Annotated in this window: 14 protein-coding genes and 1 pseudogene; 5 read left to right on the top strand and 10 right to left on the bottom strand. The window is 64.8% G+C overall.

Translation table 11 applies throughout. The features are described 5' to 3' along the window. Window positions 1–98: 98 nt before the first annotated feature. The 8 genes and pseudogenes from HWX62_RS04805 to HWX62_RS04770 form a co-directional block, all read right to left on the bottom strand. Window positions 99–770 carry a MarC family protein gene (locus HWX62_RS04805; protein WP_175930299.1) on the bottom strand — a complete coding sequence of 224 codons (672 nt, stop codon included), beginning with the start codon at window positions 768–770 and terminating at the stop codon, window positions 99–101. A 150-nt stretch (window positions 771–920) separates the two neighbouring features. Beyond that, window positions 921–1,373: an arsenic resistance N-acetyltransferase ArsN2 gene (gene arsN2 / locus HWX62_RS04800; RefSeq protein ID WP_175930300.1), complete on the bottom strand. Its 453-nt coding sequence runs from the start codon at window positions 1,371–1,373 to the stop codon at window positions 921–923. A gap of 111 nt (window positions 1,374–1,484) precedes the next feature. After that, window positions 1,485–2,207: an arsenical resistance protein ArsH gene (arsH, locus tag HWX62_RS04795; RefSeq protein WP_175930301.1), complete on the bottom strand. Its 723-nt coding sequence runs from the start codon at window positions 2,205–2,207 to the stop codon at window positions 1,485–1,487. A 20-nt stretch (window positions 2,208–2,227) separates the two neighbouring features. Further along, a complete protein-coding gene (arsB, locus tag HWX62_RS04790) occupies window positions 2,228–3,301 on the bottom strand; it encodes an ACR3 family arsenite efflux transporter (protein WP_175930302.1) in 1,074 nt (357 codons plus the stop codon). A 63-nt stretch (window positions 3,302–3,364) separates the two neighbouring features. After that, entirely contained in the window at window positions 3,365–3,859 is a 495-nt protein-coding gene (locus HWX62_RS04785; protein WP_175930303.1) for an arsenate reductase ArsC, read from the bottom strand. 22 nt (window positions 3,860–3,881) lie between these two features. Continuing rightward, on the bottom strand, window positions 3,882–4,229 hold the full coding sequence (locus HWX62_RS04780) for a metalloregulator ArsR/SmtB family transcription factor (RefSeq protein WP_175930304.1): 348 nt from the start codon (window positions 4,227–4,229) through the stop codon (window positions 3,882–3,884). A 107-nt stretch (window positions 4,230–4,336) separates the two neighbouring features. After that, window positions 4,337–5,347 (bottom strand): serine protease, encoded by a 1,011-nt coding sequence (locus HWX62_RS04775; protein ID WP_175930305.1) that lies wholly within the window; start codon window positions 5,345–5,347, stop codon window positions 4,337–4,339. Window positions 5,348–5,688: 341 nt separating this feature from the next. Next, window positions 5,689–5,814: pseudogene (locus HWX62_RS04770) on the bottom strand (RNA-guided endonuclease TnpB family protein); the annotation flags it as partial. 341 nt (window positions 5,815–6,155) lie between these two features. On the opposite strand from HWX62_RS04770, the gene HWX62_RS04765 reads away from it, so the two are divergent. Continuing rightward, window positions 6,156–6,947, top strand: coding sequence for a winged helix-turn-helix domain-containing protein (locus HWX62_RS04765; protein ID WP_244135966.1), 792 nt, complete (start codon window positions 6,156–6,158; stop codon window positions 6,945–6,947). Between the two features lie 141 nt (window positions 6,948–7,088). Next, the gene (locus tag HWX62_RS04760) at window positions 7,089–10,121 is read left to right on the top strand and encodes a hybrid sensor histidine kinase/response regulator (protein WP_244135965.1); all 3,033 of its coding nucleotides are present in this window, start codon (window positions 7,089–7,091) and stop codon (window positions 10,119–10,121) included. Window positions 10,122–10,337: 216 nt separating this feature from the next. Here HWX62_RS04760 and HWX62_RS04755 read toward each other — a convergent pair whose 3' ends face one another. Then, window positions 10,338–10,805, bottom strand: coding sequence for a cupin domain-containing protein (locus HWX62_RS04755; protein ID WP_175930306.1), 468 nt, complete (start codon window positions 10,803–10,805; stop codon window positions 10,338–10,340). Window positions 10,806–10,831: 26 nt separating this feature from the next. Continuing rightward, window positions 10,832–11,443 carry an isochorismatase family protein gene (locus HWX62_RS04750; protein ID WP_175930307.1) on the bottom strand — a complete coding sequence of 204 codons (612 nt, stop codon included), beginning with the start codon at window positions 11,441–11,443 and terminating at the stop codon, window positions 10,832–10,834. Window positions 11,444–11,732: 289 nt separating this feature from the next. Between HWX62_RS04750 and HWX62_RS04745 the strand changes: the two genes are divergently transcribed. From HWX62_RS04745 to nuoN, 3 genes are all read left to right on the top strand, one after another. Continuing rightward, window positions 11,733–12,647: a LysR family transcriptional regulator gene (locus HWX62_RS04745; protein WP_175930308.1), complete on the top strand. Its 915-nt coding sequence runs from the start codon at window positions 11,733–11,735 to the stop codon at window positions 12,645–12,647. A gap of 302 nt (window positions 12,648–12,949) precedes the next feature. After that, window positions 12,950–13,264, top strand: coding sequence for an SMR family transporter (locus HWX62_RS04740; RefSeq protein WP_175930309.1), 315 nt, complete (start codon window positions 12,950–12,952; stop codon window positions 13,262–13,264). A 412-nt stretch (window positions 13,265–13,676) separates the two neighbouring features. Continuing rightward, on the top strand, window positions 13,677–15,149 hold the full coding sequence (gene nuoN / locus HWX62_RS04735) for an NADH-quinone oxidoreductase subunit NuoN (RefSeq protein ID WP_175930310.1): 1,473 nt from the start codon (window positions 13,677–13,679) through the stop codon (window positions 15,147–15,149). Window positions 15,150–15,926: the final 777 nt, after the last annotated feature.

The following is a 15,926-nucleotide window of genomic DNA, read 5'->3' as shown; positions in this document are numbered from 1 at the left end:
CATCAAAATTGATGCAATAACGCACCACTTTTATCACCTTACTCAGTTGTAGACGAGCAAACACTTCATGCACGAACGGTCGGCGCCTATGCCATCCGTCACCCCGCCTGCCCGCCCAGCATCTGCACGAACGCGGCCAACCCGGTCAGCATGATCTGCACGCCCACGCACAGCAGCAGGAATGCGGACACGCGCATCGCGACCTTCGTCCCTTCGCTGCCGAGATAACGCGCGAGCGTCGTCGCGCGGCTGTAGATCTGCCAGATCGCGAACGCGACGAGCGCCGCGACCGCCACCGACACGACGCCCGACAGCAGGTAATCGCTCGCGGTATGCGCGCGATTGGCATGCAGCGCGATGCCGGCCGCGATCGAGCCTGGGCCGATCGTCAGCGGCACCGTCAGCGGAAAGAACGCGCGCGACATCAGCTTCTGCAAGTCGTCGCCGTGCGCGGCCACGTCGCCGCCGGCCGGGACGTCCGGCGCATTCAGCATCGACCAGCCGGCCACCGCGACCGCGAAGCCGCCGCCGATCCGCAGCGCCTCCATCGAGATCCCGAAGAAGTTCAGCACCGGCGCGCCGACGAAGAAGATCACGAGCAGCGTGAAGAACACGTTCGTCGCGAGCTGCTTCGACAGGATCGCGCGCTCGGCTTCGCTCAGCGACTGCGTGCGTTCGAGAAACACGAACGCCATGCCGAACGGGTTGATGATGCCGATCAGGCCCGTGAAGCCGAACAGGATTTCAGGGATCAGGCGGTCGAGCTGCATCGCGATCGTGCTCTCCGGTAACGAACGGGAATAAAAAAGCGGCCAGTCGAGACGACCGGCCGCGAAGAGGAGATATCTCCATGATCCGGCACACAGGGGTATGCCGGGCCGCAGAAACTGAATTGTCGGGAATGTGAATCGGGAAGGGAATCAGTCGAGTCTGATTTTGCCGTCGCACGTCATCAGCATCGCGACGGCCGACCCCGGACAGACGCCCTGAAACTGGCTGGACGCCAACAACGGTGCCGGTACATCTTCGCGGGCAATACGGACGAAACCCTGCCCGGCGAAGTAATCTTCCGCCGTCGTGGTCAGCAACCCGACCGACCGGACGGCACGCTCGCGGCATGCCGCGAGCAAACGGGCCACCAGCATCCGCCCGACGCCGGCACGACGCGCGTGTTCGACGACAGCGATCGAACGAATGAGCGCATGACATCCGTGGAACTCGATTCCGCCACATCCGACGATGCCAGATGCCGCGTCGGCAACAACGAAATGCGGCAGATAAACGGCGACGCCCTCGGTCGGCAAACCGCTGGCCCGAAGCAGCGCCTCGATCGAGGCCAGATCGGATTCGATCGCTTGACGAATATGTGTCATCGTTCCACTCCTGGTTTGCTGTCACATCCCTGGATCCAACACGCTCCCGCCAATCCGACACTGCGCACCGGCACGTGCCCGAGCGCCCCGGCGTCGATTCGACGACGAACGCTAGATACGCGCTTGATTGACGCGTTTCGAAAGTTCTTCCGCGCTTTCCTTGCGCTCGCTATACCGGTCGACCAGATAGGGGCCAACGTCGCGCGTGAGCAGCGTGAACTTCACCAGTTCTTCCATCACGTCCACCACGCGATCGAAATACGCGGACGGCTTCATCCGCCCCGCCTCGTCGAATTCCATGAACGCCTTGGCCACCGACGACTGGTTCGGGATGGTCAGCATGCGCATCCAGCGCCCGAGCACGCGCATCTGGTTCACCGCGTTGAACGACTGCGAGCCGCCGCTCACCTGCATCACCGCGAGCGTCTTGCCCTGCGTCGGCCGGACGGCGCCGACCGACAGCGGAATCCAGTCGATCTGCGCTTTCATGATCCCGGTCATCGCGCCATGCCGTTCCGGCGAACACCACACCATGCCTTCCGACCACATTACGAGCTCGCGCAGCTCGACCACTTTCGGGTGGCTCTCCGGCGCGTCATCGGGCAGCGGCAGGCCGCTCGGATTGAACACCCGCACCTCGGCGCCCATCGCCGCGAGCAGGCGCGCGGCTTCCTCGACCAGCAGACGGCTGAACGAACGCTCGCGCAGCGAGCCGTACAGCAGCAGGAACCGCGGCGGACGCGTCGATGGCGCCGCAGGCCGCAGTTGCGCGACGTCCGGCACGCGAAACAGCGTGGCGTCGAGTTGCGGCAGATCGTTCAGATAGTCGGTCATGGGTAGAGGGTTTCGTGATCTCAAGCCCGGCACTCGTACCAGCCCTTCGACCGGTTGACGATGCGCACGACCAGCAACATCACCGGCACTTCGATCAGCACGCCGACGACGGTGGCCAGCGCTGCGCCAGAATGAAAACCGAACAGGCTGATCGCGGCCGCAACCGCCAGTTCGAAAAAGTTGGATGCGCCGATCAGCGCCGAAGGGCAGGCCACGCTGTGCTGTTCGCCTACCGCGCGATTGAGCCAGTACGCGAGCGCGGAATTGAAAAACACCTGGATCAGGATCGGCACCGCGAGCAGCGCGATCACCAGCGGCTGCTTCAGGATCGCTTCACCCTGAAACGCAAACAACAGCACCAGCGTGGCCAGCAGCGCGGCGATCGACCACGGGCCGATCTTCGTCATCGCGGCATCGAACGCCGCCTGGCCGTTCGCGAGCAATCGCTTGCGCAGCATCTGCGCGAGGATCACCGGAATGACGATGTAGAGCGCAACCGACGTGAGCAACGTCGCCCACGGCACCGTGATGGCCGACATGCCCAGCAGCAGGCCGACCAGCGGCGCGAACGCGATCACCATGATGCTGTCGTTCAGCGCGACCTGCGACAGCGTGAACAGCGGATCGCCGCCCGTGAGCCGGCTCCACACGAATACCATCGCCGTGCACGGCGCGGCCGCCAGCAGGATCAGCCCGGCGATATAGCTGTCGATCTGGTCCGCCGGCAGCAGCGGTGCAAACAGGTGGCGGATGAACAGCCAGCCGAGGAACGCCATCGAGAACGGCTTGACGAGCCAGTTCACGACGAGCGTGACGCCGATGCCTTTGACATGCTGACGCACTTCATGCAATGCGCCGAAATCGACCTTGACCAGCATCGGGATGATCATCACCCAGATCAGCAATCCGACCGGCAGATTGACCTGGGCGTAGGCCATCCGGCCAATTGCCTGAAACAGGGCCGGCAGCGCCTGGCCGAGCGCCATGCCCACGACGATGCACAGCGCCACCCAGACGGTCAGATAGCGTTCGAAGAAGTTGATGGCGGATTTGGCGACCGCCGTGTCGGGCGGCGTGACGTTGGACGTAGGCATCGGGCGCGGGTCGGTCTTGAAGTCGAGGCGGCGCGCGTTTCGCGCACATCGCCTTGTCAGCGATCAGTGTTGGGCAATCTCGATCAGCGCTGCGCGGAGTGCGTCGTCGCTCATGCGATCGAGCGGCAGCGCCAGCAACTGCAGCATCCGGTACCCGATCGCTTGCCGCGTCAGTTCGAAGGCGAGACGCTTGCCGTCGTCGCCGCCCGTCGCGTGCGACGGATCGGCGTAGCCCCAATGCACTTTGACCGGGCTGCCGGGCCAATACGGACACGTCTCGGACGCCGCGCTGTCGCACACCGTGATGACGACGCGCATCTCCGGAGCGCCATCACCGACGAACTCGTCCCAGCTTTTGCTGCGGTACCCGTCAACGTCGACGCCGGCGTTCGTCAGCGCCTCCAGCGCGAACGGATTCAGCCGGCCGCTCGGCGCGCTGCCGGCACTGTAGGCACGCACATCCTTGCCGAGCTTCGCGGCCCAGTGATTGAGCATGCCTTCCGCCAGCACGCTGCGCGCCGAGTTGTGGGTGCAGAGGATCAGGACGTTCGTGGTCATAGGGCGGTCGCGCGAATGCGCGTCAGGATTGACGGGGGCGATTGGTCTTTCCGGAAGGCGAACAGCCGGACACCGGCGAGCACGGATTGCCGCCGCAACAGTTTTCCGTGAGATAGCCCAGCAGCCCGTTCATCGTGTCGAAGTTCGCGCAATAGAACACGAAGCGGCCGTCCTGGTGGCTCGTCACGAGCCGCGCATGCGCGAGTTCTTTCAGGTGAAAGGACAGCGACGACGGCGGCACGGCGAGCAGCGTGGCGATCTGGCCGGCCGGCATGCCTTGCGGCCCGGCCTGCACGAGCGCGCGAAAGACCGCGAGGCGCGATTCATGCGCGAGCGCCGCGAGCGCGGCAATGGTTTCGTTGGTTTCCATATTTCGATAATAGTCGAAATATGGAAACCGGGAAAGCGACGCCGATGCAGGGCGTCGCCCCGGGGCTGCTCCGCCCGTCGATACATCAGCCGCGTAACGCTCGCCGGTCAGCGCTCGATCAACCGCGTGTGGCTCGGCAGCTCGACCGCGAGATCGGTGCCGCCCGCGGTCGGTCGCGACGTGTCGCGCGTCGCGGCGAGCCATTGCGTGAACTCCGCGGCCGTCATGCCGACGGCCTGGGCCGAACTCGATATCGGCGCAGGTGGCGGCACATCGGTCGCACGGGTCATTTGCTGCGCAGCATGCGGCGTCGCACCGCGTGCCGCATTCGTCGCATGTTGCGCGGCAGGTGCGTTCGCGCCCGCCTGACGCGCCGCCTTGCCGCGCGGCGCCGCAGCGGACTTCGTCGCCGCCGAGCGCTCAGCCACCGCAACCGGCTTGCTCGCCGACGATCCACGATCCGCACGCGGCGCGGCGGCTTCGGCGACGACGGCATTCGACGCAACCGCCATCGCCACCGCCACCGGCTCGCCCGCCGACCCGCTGCCTGCGACGTGCAACGCGCGCGCCTGCGCGGACGCGGTTTCCGCCACCACCGTCGCGGCGGCCTTCATCTGCGCATCCGTCGGCGCCGCACGATCCGCCCGCACGATCGACACTTCCGCCGGGCGGCCGGTCGCCCGCGCGACTTCGGTCGCCGCGACGGCCGCCGTCGGCCCGGCCGAAATCACCGCCGAATAGACCGCACCCTGCTCGGCCGCGTGCTGGCGCTCGTCGACCAGATGCGTCGCGAGCACGCACGTCGCGCCGAACAGTGCGCACGCCATCAGCGTGAGCCGCCAGCGGCGACGCAGCGGATGTGGGCGCACCCACGCGCGGTTGTCGGAGCCGAAGTCGGCCGCGCGAACGGTCTTGACCGGCCGCGCAGCCTTGGCGACGTTGCCGCCGCCCGCCGCGGGTGCCGGCATGCGGGGCGGGCCGTAGATATCGAACACGTGTTGCCGCGCGCGTCGGCTCGCCACGAACGGCCGGCGTCGCCGGCCGTACGGCGGCGGCACATCGGAGAACGGATGCGCGAGCGGAATCGCGTAATGCCCGGTGATGTCCTGCATGCTCATGATGTCGACGACGCATTGCGCGACATCCGCCGCGGCAATCCGTGCTCCCGTAGTTGAACGAATGGCTTCGAGTATCGCTTTGGCACCGGTTTCGGTAAATCGGACCACGATACATCGCGCCACACGCGGCGGTAGGCCCAGTCCTATCGCAACGACGGGAAACCGGGCCGGATACCCTTCCTCACGCATGCACGCGCCGACTCACACGACGACGCATCGCCATCAGAACCGGCCGCGCAGGCCCATGAACAACCACGTTCGACGACAGCTTCGCCTTCAGTTGCGCGTCACGCGCGTTGATACGGCTCGAGAACGTGTTGAAGCCGGTCTCGACGTTGCCCCTTGTTCCACTTGAGCGCGTGCTTCCGCGTGTCGTTACAGAAGTTCCAGACGGAGTTCATCGCACGGCTCTGCTTGTTGAGCAGTCCGTTGAGCGATTTCACCCGGTAGCGATAGACAAAAATCATGCAGATCGCTCTAACGAAGGATTGCTGCCGACAGAAAGCGACAAGAAGATCGCTTTGTTTGAACGAGGGTACCGGATGGAATGCACTCGTCGTGCACAATTTCAGACCAGACTGATTTTCTTCAGAGTCCGAACCGAACACAATCGGCTTGCTTGTCCTCCGTTGCCTCCTGGAGTACAGGCTCCATAGTCGATACTTTTCCCGCCCTCCCCGGCGGGACTTTTTTTGGACGGCGTCACGCCGCTAGCTGCCCGGAACTGTCCGGCCATGATCCCGCCTCTTTTCGTCCGACCGCGTACGCACGCCGCACCCGCGCCGCGCCGGCTTCGTCCGCCCGCATCGTGACCGACGCCCCTTCCACCGCCATCGCGATCCTGACGATCGACCATCCGAGCCGCGGCACGTTCGACGATCGGCTGCGGCGTGCCGGTTACGGCTACGACCGCCTGCGCATCGACGATATCCTGCGCCGCGCCGGCTACCGGCCGTCGCGCTTCGAGTATCTGCCCGACCTGCTCGCGGCCTGCGACACGCGCGCGTTCGATCTCTTCATCGTGCAATGCGAATCGGCTTGCCGCCGCACGACCGACGCGATCCAGGCGCTGCGCGCGCGATTCGCCGGCACCGTGGCGATCGTGTCGATCAGCCAGCGCGACGCGGAGCTCGCGCGCTCCGCGTGTTTCGTCGCCGGCGCCAACGAACACCATCCGTACGGCGTGCCGCCGGACACGCTGATCGCCAGCATCGCGACATGGCTGCGCTGGTCGCATCATCGTGCGACCCATCATCGTCATTGGCGGATCGGTGCGTTCGAATTCGATACGGCCGCACGCAGCGTGAACGTGGCCGGCCGCGAGCACGTGCTGACCGAGAAGCATTTCCAGATCGCGACCGCGTTCTTCCTGAACATGGGCCGCGCGCTCGACCGCGCGCACGTGAGCCAGCTCGTGTGGGGATCGCTCGTCGCCGCCTCCAGCCGGCGGCTCGACACGCACGTCGCGTATCTGCGCGACCGGCTCGAACTCGACGGCCGGCATGGCGTGAAGATGATGACGATGTACGGGTTCGGCTATCGGCTCGTCACGTGCGAGCCGGGTACGGAGCCCGCGGAGGAAGACGCGACGCGACAATAGTCGGCGGCGCATCGGCATCCTGCCGGCTCGCGCGGTCGCCAGTCGCCGCGCCTTCATCGCGCGTGCGTCGCCCGGTCGACTCGACGGCCCGCCCCCGCAACCCTGACAGGCCCCATTGCGCGCTGATCGGACTCCATTATCATGGGGGCACCCTGGCCGACCGCCCCGCTCCCGATGGACCACCGCGCCGCACCCGATCATTCCCGCTCAGCCGCCGCGCACGCGTCCGCCGCGCCGACCCGCGTCGGCCGTCGCCAGCGCGCGCTGCTCTATGCCGGCGGCGCGGCCGTGACGGTCGCGATCCTGCTCGCGAGCGGCCTGATGCTGTACACGATGGCGCGCGAGGCGATCCAGGCGCGCTATACGACCTTCGCGGTGCGGCAGTTTCTCGTCCAGATCGAATTCAAGATGCGTACGACGGGCATGGACACGCTCGTCACGCACGACGAAGCCGTGTGGAATTCGCGCGCGACCGATCCCGCCCGCGTGGCCGCCCTCGCGGCCGGCCGCGGCCGATTGATCATCCAGGGCAGCCCGGCTTTCCCGCCGACGCTCGTGCTGGCCGACCTGTCGCCCGCGCACCCGGCCGACAGCTACGCCCACGATCTCGCGATGGCGAGCGACATGAGCTATCGCGTCGGCGCATACGTCGCGAAGCACGACGCCGACCGCTCGATCGCCGGCTACGCGTATCGCCCCGACCGCAGCTTCGCGGTCGTGATTCCCGAACCGGTGCCGCCCGATCCGCTCACCGCGTCGCCCGCCACCGATGCGGCCACGCTCGTCGCCAAGGTCGCCGCCGGCGTCGGCACGCCGCCGCCCGGGCAATACGAATGGCATCCGCCCGTCTACGACCCCGTGCAGCGGCGCGACGTATTCCGGATCGCCGGCGCCGTGTACGACGGGCAATCGCCGCGCGCCGTGTTCCTGTCGACGCTGCCGGTCGACGTGCTGCGCACGCGCTTGTCGACGGGCGATACGACCGACGCGGCGATCGTCGTCGATGCACACGGCCGCACGTTGCTGCGCGCGGGCACTGCGGCCGATGACGACGCCACGCGCGCCGCGATCGAACGCCTCGCCGCGCGTACGCGCGAGGCCGCGCGCCGCGGCGACCCGCGCACGGCCTTCGGCGACGGGCTGTTTTCGCTGAGCCAGCCAATTCCCGAGACCGACTGGACCCTCGTGCAAGCCTTCACGCTGCGCTCGCTGCTCGCGACGATCGGCCTGCGCGCGGGCTGGTACGTCGCGATCATGCTCGCGGTGATCGCGCTCGTGTGGTGGCTGCTCGTGCGCTTTGACCGCCGCGTGCTGAAACCCGACGACGCGCGCACGCGCCGCGTGATCGACAGCGAGAACCTGAACCGGACGATCGTCGAAGCCGCGCCGTCCGGCATCGCGCTGCTGTCGCTCGCCGATGGCGCGGTGCTGCTGCAGAACGACACGATGCGCGACTACGATGCGCGCCGCGCGGGAGAACCGTCGTTGCCGGCACGGCTGCTCGAACGCTTCGACCGCTCGCCTGCCGCCGCCGCATGGCAACCCGATCTGCACGTGACGCTGCCGACCGCCGGCGGCGAAACCGTCGACCTGCTCGTCAACCTCGTGCGCACGCGCTTCCGCGACACGGACGTCGTGCTGTGCAACTTCTCCGACATCACGTCGCAGAAGAACATCGAGCGCCGGCTCGACGAAGCGGCGCGCGCCGCCGACGCCGCGAACAACGCGAAATCCGCGTTCCTGGCCACGATGAGCCACGAGATCCGCACGCCGCTGAACGCGATCCTCGGCAACCTCGAACTGATCGGCCGCGAGCCGCTGGCCGACACGCAGCGCGAGCGGCTGCATACGGTCGAAGGCGCGTCGTCGGTGCTGCTCGACCTGATCAACGACATCCTCGACCTGTCGAAGATCGAGGCCGGCCAGATGACGATCGAGGCGATCCCGTTCGATCTCGCGGAGACGATCCGGCAGACCGGCGCGATGTTCGAGCCGCTCGCAGCGGCCAAGGGCCTGCAGTTCGACGTGTTCGTCGACGATGCGCTCCCCGCGCGCCATCTCGGCGACCCGACGCGGATCCGGCAAATCGCCGCGAACCTCGTCGGCAACGCGATCAAGTTCACGAACCACGGCGAAATCACGCTCGAGGTGTACCTGCGCGACGACACGGACCCGGCTTCGCCGATCGCGATCGGCGTGAGCGACACGGGTATCGGGATGACTGAAGCGCAGCGCGCGACGCTGTTCCGCCCATTCACGCAGGCCGATACGTCGATCACGCGCCGCTATGGCGGCACGGGGCTCGGGCTCGCGCTGACGAAGCAGCTCACGCAGATGATGCACGGCACGGTCGACGTGAAGAGCGAACCCGACAAGGGCAGCACGTTCGTCGTCACGCTGCCGCTGCGTCCGGCCACCGACGCGCAGGTGGCCGAACACGACGCCGCACAGGCCGACGATGCCGCGCTGCCGGCCGTGACCGCGCGCGTGCTCGTCGTCGACGATCATCCGGTGAACCGCACGCTGCTGCAGGGGCAGCTCGTCACGCTCGGCTATGCGGCGGATGCGGCCGAGGAAGGGGCCGCGGCGCTGCGCCGATGCGCCGATGCGCGCTACGACCTCGTGATGACCGACCTGAACATGCCGGGGATGGACGGCTATACGCTCGCGCGTGTGCTGCGTTCGCAGTATCCGGAGATGCCGGTAGTGGCCGTCACCGCGCATGCGAGCGCGGCCGAGCATGCGCGCTGTGCGGAAGCGGGGATCGTCGCGGTGCTGGTGAAGCCGGTGCTGCTCGACACGATCGATCACACCGTGCGGCGGTATGCGCATGCCGCCGCGCAGGCGCCGGCCCGGCGGGCGCTCGTCGATCTGGCGGAAGGGCCGTTGCCGCCGGATGTGCATGCGTTGCTCGAAACGAGTCTCGTGCAATCGCTCGCGGGGATTCGCGATGCTCGGGCACGCGATGACATCGCCGCGCTGCGGCACGAACTTCATTCCCTGCGCGGCGCGTTCGCGACGATTCATGAGCATGCGGTGGCCGATGCGGTCGGCGAACTGCAAGCCCTCGTCCACGGTGGCGACCTGACGTCGTTCGACGCGCGGCTCGCGGATACGGAAACCCTCGCGAAGGAAGCGCTTCAACGGCGCGCGACGCACGCACCGTCCGCCTGAAGCCAGCGCGAGCAGGACGGCCATCACGACAGGCACACTCGCGACGGTGAGCACCAGCACCGCGATGTCGACCTTGCGGAAGAACGAAGGATATCGCGCGGTACGTCGAAGGTGCCCTGGCGCCGGGTCATCAGGCGGCCGAGATTGCGGGCAGCCCCGGCGGCGTCTATCAGAACCTGTCTGAATCCAGACGCACCTCCGGAGCGGCCGCCCGGCTTACTTCCTTGCCACCGGCACGAGATCGAAGTGATCGGCCTGGTACTGGAACAGCAGGCAGTCCTCGCCCTTCTCGCAGCCGCTGTAATGCGGCATGTCGGCGGGCAAGTTGTAGAAGGAGCCCGCCGGGTACTCGGTACGCTTGCCGTCGATGATCGCGTAGAACGTGCCCTTCAGCACGACCGTCGGCAGGTTCTGCGTATGCAGGTGATACGGATTGTCCTTGCCGGCCGGGAAGATCACGAATGCGTCGTACGGACCGTGTCCGGTGATGCTGCCGCGCAGGTCGGCGACCTTGATGCCGCCGGTGCCCGGCAACTCACGCCATTTCAGGTCGGAGGCGGGAAAGGACACGAGCGGCTGCGGGACCGCCTTGGCCTGTTCCGCGGCATGCGTCGCGGTGGCAAACGGCGCGGCGAGTGCGAACACGGCAGTGGCAGCGGCGAGATACTTCGAGAGCGATTTCATTTGTATTCCTTAGATTACTCTTCCGATCAGAGAATGTGCAAGGCCAGGATCGCGTCGGTCGACATCACCGCGCCGAACGTATCGGCGACAGTAACCAGCGACGCCGCGTGCAGCGCGGCATGGCCGACGGTTCCGCCGGCCGGCGAATCGATATCGCGCGTCGCCGCCGCATCGGACGCGACAATCACGTCGAACCCGGCTGGCGCCGCATCCCGCGCGGCGCCGGCGACGCACGCGTGCGTCATCAGGCCGGCGATGATCACGGTCTCGATGCCGTCGGTCTTCAGCCGTTGTTCGATGTCGGTGCCCTGAAACACGCTGACGTTGGACTTCTGCACGATGCGATGACGCGGCTCGGGTCGAAGGGCCTCGTGGAATTCGACGGTCGGCGAATCTTCGGCGAATACCGGCGCGCCAGCCGGATTCACGTGCTGCACGTGATACACCGGCATTTCGTAACGGTCCGCCATATCGACGAGTCGCTTCGCATTGCTCAAGGCCGCCATGCCGTCGGGAATCGGCATGCGACCGCTGAAATACTCGTTCTGGAAGTCGATGACGAGCAGCGCCGTGCTGGCGCGGGACAGGACGGTCGGCTGCGAAGCGCCGACGATGGCGAGAATGGTCGGGTGAGACATGTCGTACTCCGGTTCGTCAGTGGATGAAGCGAGTTTAGGGAGCGGGCCGATGTCCGGCTACCGCGCGTGCGCACATGATCTGTGCGCGCCGCGCACAGTTGCGGAGGGCGTGGCCATGCGATCGAATCGAGTATCGATCAACGCTGAAGGCGACTGAATAGGACCCGTCTTATTCGTTCGCCGGCGCGAGTCGGCCGGTTTCATCCGTATCCGCGACTCGGGATAAGATGTGCGCCGGCCATCGTCGTCGGGCCGACAGACGAACCGGAAAAGCGTAGGGAGCCGTTCCATGGATCAACTGCTTGCAATGCGCGTGTACCGCACGCTGGCCGAGACGCGCAGCTTCTCGATCGCGGGCGATCGGCTGGACATGACGCACTCGACGGTCTCGCGCCAGTTGCGACAGCTCGAGGCCGTGCTCGGCGTGCAGCTCGTACAGCGCAGCACGCGCCATTTCTCGCTGACGGACGACGGCGAGCGGTACTACGCATCGTGTGTCGACATTCTCGATCGCGTGGATGCCGCAGCCGACGCGCTGTCGACCGAACGTGCGGAGCCGAGCGGGCTGTTGCGCGTGTCGATACCGATGGCGATCGGCACGTTCGAAATGGGCGCGTGGCTGCCGGCGTTCCGGGCGTGCTATCCGAAGGTCCAACTGGATATTTCGTGCAGCGACCGGTTCGTCAATCTCGTCGCGGACGGCTTCGACGTGGCATTGCGCATCACCGGGGCGCTGTCGGATTCGGAACTGGTCGCGAGGACGCTGACGCGTTCGGACGAGATCCTCGTCGCCGCGCCTGCCTATGTCGCGCGCCGCGGCCTGCCGAGGTCGCCGGTCGACCTCGCCGGCCATGACCTGCTGATGCATCGCAAACCGCAGGGTGACGGCGACTGGACGCTGACGGCCGACAACGGCGACACGACGGGCATCGCAGGGCAAGCCGCGCTGCGGATCGACGCCATTACCGCGGTTCACGCGGCAGCGGTCGCGGGGCTCGGCATCGCCGCGTTCACGCATCTCACGGTGGCGCGCGATATTGCCGAAGGCCGGCTCGTGCGTATCCTGCCCGGTTACCGGCTTGGGCAACTGAGCTACTACGCGGTTTATCCACGACATCGGCACACGCCGGCGAGAGTGCGCGTGTTCGTCGAGCACATGAAAAGCTACTACGCATCGTGGGCCAAGGGCTCGGGCGCGGCGTAACCTGCGGCAACGGAAGCGACGGCGCGCCCCGGCAGGCGCCGCAGGCGGGAATAAAGTTCCATAGGGAATTCAAAAGCGTAGAACGAACGGGACCGACGCCTGCCAGCCGCGAAGCCGCCGCCGGATTTCAAGCGACACCTTTCCGTCCGTGGCCCGACGGTCCGCATCGCATCGCTTCGATGTCGATCGGTTGCCTCCTCCCGGGAAAGACATTACAATCCACTTTCATCAAAATGAGGCCACGCCCTCACCCATCAAGGGAAAATGTCCGGGACGGCCCGGCTCTTTTTTAGGAGAGCCGAATGGCCTGGATTTTCTTGATTCTTGCTGGCCTGCTGGAAGTCGTGTGGGCCTTCTCCATGAAGCAGTCACTCGGATTTACGAGATTGTGGCCGTCTGTCGTTACGGTCGCCACGATGATTGCGAGCTTTGGTCTGCTGTCGATCTCCATGAGAGCGCTCCCGTTGGGAACTGCTTATACGATCTGGACCGGCATCGGAGCGGTGGGCGCCTTTCTCGTGGGTCTTTTCGTGCTTGGCGAGGCCGCCAACCTCATGCGAGTCGTGGCCGCCCTCCTGATCGTCAGTGGCTTGATCATCATGAAAATCGCCGCCTGATCCGCCATCGCGATTCCCGTTATTTCCTGGCGAGATCGTCAAAGACGCACAATTCATTGAATCGATCCCGTTCTCGTCCGGGAATTTGCGAAGACGTTTCTGCCGGCCGTATTCCGAAAACGCATTCGACCAGATTTGCGAAACCCGCCGCGCGATTGCCTCTTCGTTCCATCCCGGAATTTCGAGCAAGCACTGCGCCGGTGATCAGACAGCTTCCCTATTTTTTTCGGAGTCTTGCCGCAATCGCTCCGACGGGTTCGTCACTCCTGCCGTTACGCAGCCTTCCCTATCGCTTGACTGGAATTGAAACGGTAGCGACAAGTGGCGGGCCAATACGTCAGATCGGCTGCACTGAAAGGAGCGATTTCCCGCAAGGCTTCCGTGCGTGTTTTTATATTTCGAGGCACGTTTTATGCAAAGCGCTCCCATACATCATTTGTTCCCGGATCTCCTGCTGGTCGTTGCAATCGTCGTTTCCATGCGGATAGGAGATTTCACGTCGAGTGCAAAATCGACGCGCATCATCTATTGGATCGCCGTAATCGCAACCCTGGCTTCAGGCACCTGGTTCGCGTACGCATCGACGGGAGCAGCAAGGCACTACTACTTCTCGCAAATGATCGTCGTCGATTCGTTTTCCTACGTAATGAAATCGGTTGCATCACTGGGTTTTGCCATAACGCTCACCTACTCGCGCAGATACCTCGAGGACAGGAATCTGTTCCAGGATCACACGATCCTGCTCGGCATGTTCTCGCTGCTCGGGCAGTTGGTCATGATTTCGGGCAACAACTTCCTGACGCTGTACCTCGGTCTCGAACTGATGTCGCTGTCGCTGTACGCGGTCATCGCGCTGCGTCGCGATGCCGCGCAGTCGAGCGAAGCCGCGATGAAGTACTACGTACTGGGCGCGCTCGCGTCGGGCTTCGTGCTGTACGGTATCTCGATGCTCTACGGCGCGACCGGCTCGCTTAACCTCTCTGAGGTCTACAAGGCCGTCGAAGGCAACACTGACTCGGCCATTCTGATGCTTGGCGTGATCTTCATCGTCGCCGGTATCGCGTTCAAGCTCGGCGCCGTGCCGTTCCACATGTGGGTGCCGGACGTCTACCAGGGCGCACCGACCGCGATGACGCTGTTCGTCGGCGGCGGCCCGAAGGTGGCCGCGTTCGCGTGGGGTCTGCGCTTCCTGGTGATGGGCCTGCTGCCGCTCGCCCAGAACTGGCAGACCGCGCTCATGATCCTGGCCGCGCTGTCGCTGATCGTCGGCAACATCACCGGTATCGTCCAGCGCAACATCAAGCGGATGCTCGCGTACTCGGCGATCTCGAACATGGGCTTCGTGCTGCTCGGCCTGCTCGCGGGCATCGTGAAGGGCGACGCGGCGGCACCGGCGAACGCGTACAGCTCGGCGATGTTCTACGCGATCGTCTACCTGATCACGACGCTCGGCTCGTTCGGCGTGGTGATGCTGCTCGCGCGCCGCGATTTCGAGGCGGAGACGATCGACGACTTCAAGGGCCTCAACAAGCGCAGCCCGGTGTTCGCGTTCGTGATGATGGTCATGATGTTCTCGCTGGCCGGCATCCCGCCGACCGTCGGTTTCTACGCGAAGCTCGCCGTGCTCGAGGCGACCGTCAATGCCGGTCTCACGTGGCTGGCCGTGCTGGCCGTGATCACGTCGCTGTTCGGCGCGTTCTACTACCTGCGCATCGTCAAGCTGATGTACTTCGATGCCCCGCAGGATTCGACGCCGATCTCGGGCGATTTCTGCAAGCGCACGATCCTTGTGGTGAACGGCCTCGCGGTCGTGCTGCTCGGCCTCTTCCCGAGCCAGTTGCTGACCGTCTGCCTGCGTGCGATGAACAACACGCTGATTTTCTGAAAAGGACGCGGACGCATGGCGCGCCATGCGCGCTGAACGGCCGCTCACCGGCAAGCGGCACAGGTCGCAGCTCGCCGGCACGGTGCTCGGAGCACCTTCACGATTGTGCCGTCGATACGAATAGCGACCACGATCGTATTGTTAACGAGCCCTTCGCCGAGCTACCGCCGCCCAAGCGCGGCGATCACAGGATTTGGCGGCGGTGGGAAGCGTCGTGCATGGGATCGCGCGACATCTTGTGCTCATCGATTGCTCCGGCCGCATCAAGTGTGGAGTATTCCCCCATCGCTTGAATACCGTCCATATCGACGGGCAGGTGCTGACCAAAACTACTCGTCTACCCATTTCTGAAAATTCCACGCCTGCTTCCCGATCCTAATCTGTATGGACACGTGAATTTTCTCAGCCACGTCGATGGACATTGCTTCGCTTTTCGTGATTTATATAGCGACAATTACGAATCCCGGAATACTAATCTCGCGGAAAATTGTTCCATGATCCGCTCGGAGACTCAATGTTGCGTCGAATACACATTGAAGACATCGACTCCACGTAGCAGCCACATTTGTTGGGGTCCTAGGGTTGCGCAGCGGTGAAAATGGTCCACGCGGAATGTGAACTGTGAGCAAGGTACGGGACAGACCAGGAACTTGACGATCTGACACGAATCATTAAATTAATTCGACAACAGTATCCAATTTTTGATCAATAAATAAATTGCGGAACCGTAGATTATTTGCTTGTTTTTGATATGATTTTTTAGCCGTTTATGTGGCA

It is taken from the genome of Burkholderia sp. BCC0506 (assembly GCF_902833145.1).
Lineage (GTDB): Bacteria > Pseudomonadota > Gammaproteobacteria > Burkholderiales > Burkholderiaceae > Burkholderia.
Note: the sequence above shows the minus strand (reverse complement) of the source record. Positions and strands in the feature narration are given on the sequence as shown.

Coding starts and splice junctions, on each gene's coding strand:
- HWX62_RS04785 (WP_175930303.1), bottom strand. CDS start 3,859: ATGACCACGAACGTCCTGATCCTCTGCACCCACAACTCGGCGCGCAGC.
- HWX62_RS04755 (WP_175930306.1), bottom strand. CDS start 10,805: ATGAAATCGCTCTCGAAGTATCTCGCCGCTGCCACTGCCGTGTTCGCA.
- arsB (WP_175930302.1), bottom strand. CDS start 3,301: ATGCCTACGTCCAACGTCACGCCGCCCGACACGGCGGTCGCCAAATCC.
- HWX62_RS04760 (WP_244135965.1), top strand. CDS start 7,089: ATGGGGGCACCCTGGCCGACCGCCCCGCTCCCGATGGACCACCGCGCC.
- HWX62_RS04745 (WP_175930308.1), top strand. CDS start 11,733: ATGGATCAACTGCTTGCAATGCGCGTGTACCGCACGCTGGCCGAGACG.
- arsN2 (WP_175930300.1), bottom strand. CDS start 1,373: ATGACACATATTCGTCAAGCGATCGAATCCGATCTGGCCTCGATCGAG.
- nuoN (WP_175930310.1), top strand. CDS start 13,677: ATGCAAAGCGCTCCCATACATCATTTGTTCCCGGATCTCCTGCTGGTC.
- HWX62_RS04775 (WP_175930305.1), bottom strand. CDS start 5,347: ATGAGCATGCAGGACATCACCGGGCATTACGCGATTCCGCTCGCGCAT.
- HWX62_RS04750 (WP_175930307.1), bottom strand. CDS start 11,443: ATGTCTCACCCGACCATTCTCGCCATCGTCGGCGCTTCGCAGCCGACC.
- HWX62_RS04780 (WP_175930304.1), bottom strand. CDS start 4,229: ATGGAAACCAACGAAACCATTGCCGCGCTCGCGGCGCTCGCGCATGAA.
- HWX62_RS04740 (WP_175930309.1), top strand. CDS start 12,950: ATGGCCTGGATTTTCTTGATTCTTGCTGGCCTGCTGGAAGTCGTGTGG.
- arsH (WP_175930301.1), bottom strand. CDS start 2,207: ATGACCGACTATCTGAACGATCTGCCGCAACTCGACGCCACGCTGTTT.
- HWX62_RS04805 (WP_175930299.1), bottom strand. CDS start 770: ATGCAGCTCGACCGCCTGATCCCTGAAATCCTGTTCGGCTTCACGGGC.